Consider the following 1291-nt stretch of genomic DNA (forward strand, 5'->3'; position numbering starts at 1 on the left):
CCGGTCACCGCGCCGGATCTCACCGATCTGCTGCTGCGCCGCGCCCGGATCGACGACGACACCGCCCCGGTCGATATCGCGGTGCGCGGCGGCGTCATCACCGCGATCGAGCCGGATATCGCGGCCCCGGCCGCCACCGAGATCGACTGCGCCGGGCGGGTGGTGATCCCCGGCCTGGTGGAATCGCATGTGCACCTGGACAAGGCCCTGCTCGACCGCGAACGCGCGAACGACGACGGCACCCTCGCCCGGGCCATCGCGATCACCGCCGACCTGAAACGCGAGTTCACCGCGGATTCCATCCGGGACCGTGCGCGCCGGGTCCTGGAACAGGCGATCGGCAACGGCACCACGGCCATCCGGGCCCATCCCGATGTGGACCCGATCGTCGGACTGCTCGGCGTGCACACCCTGCTGGAGTTGCGGGCGGAGTTCCGTGGCCGGATCGATCTGCAGATCGTCGCGTTCCCGCAGGAAGGGATCTTCCGCGCGCCCGGGACCCTGGCGCTGCTGCGGGAGGGTCTGGCCGACGGCGCCGATGTGATCGGCGGCTGCACCTACAACGAGGATTCGCCCGCCGAATGCCGCCGCCATATCGACCTGGTCTTCGACCTGGCCGCCGAATTCGGGGTACCGGTGGATCTGCACGCCGATTTCGCCGACGATATCGGCGATCCCCGTTTCGCCCTGGCCGACTACATCGCCGAGGTCACCGCCCGTACCGGGATGGGCGGCCGGGTCACCATCGGGCACGCGACCTCGCTGGCGGCCCGCGAACCCGGAGACCGGCGGCGGGTGCTGGGCCTGCTCGCCGAGGCCGGGGTCGCGGTGGTGCCGCTGCCCGCCACGGATATGTTTCTCGGCGGCCGCTCCGATGCCTCGAATATCCGCCGCGGTATCGCGCCGGTTCGCGAACTGTGGGACGCCGGAGTGCGGACCGCGTACTCGTCCAACAACATCCGCAACGCCTTCACCCCGTACGGGAACGCCGATCTCCTCGATATCGGCCTGTTCCTGGCGCAGACCTCGCATCTGGCCGGTCCCGCCGATCTCACCCGGGTCCTCGGTATGGCGACCTACGAGGCCGCCGCGGTGATCGGTATCGCCGACAGCTACGGGCTGCGGGTGGGCGCGACGGCGGATCTGGTGGTCCTGGATACCCGGCGGGTCGCCGACGCGCTGCTGGACCGGCCGGACCGCCGCTATGTGATCAAGGCGGGCCGGGTGGTCGCACGCACCACCCGGACCCGGGAGTTGCTGCCGGTCGCCGCGGTGTGAGGGCCCCTCACAC

General features: G+C 71.0%; 1 protein-coding gene. It reads left to right on the forward strand.

The window, feature by feature from the left end:
* On the forward strand, window positions 1-1278 hold a 1278-nt coding region (locus ACWDU1_RS32410; RefSeq protein ID WP_450004227.1), incomplete at its 5' end, for an amidohydrolase family protein.
* Window positions 1279-1291 lie beyond the last annotated feature (13 nt).

The sequence above is a fragment of the Nocardia sp. NPDC003345 genome (assembly GCF_053589395.1).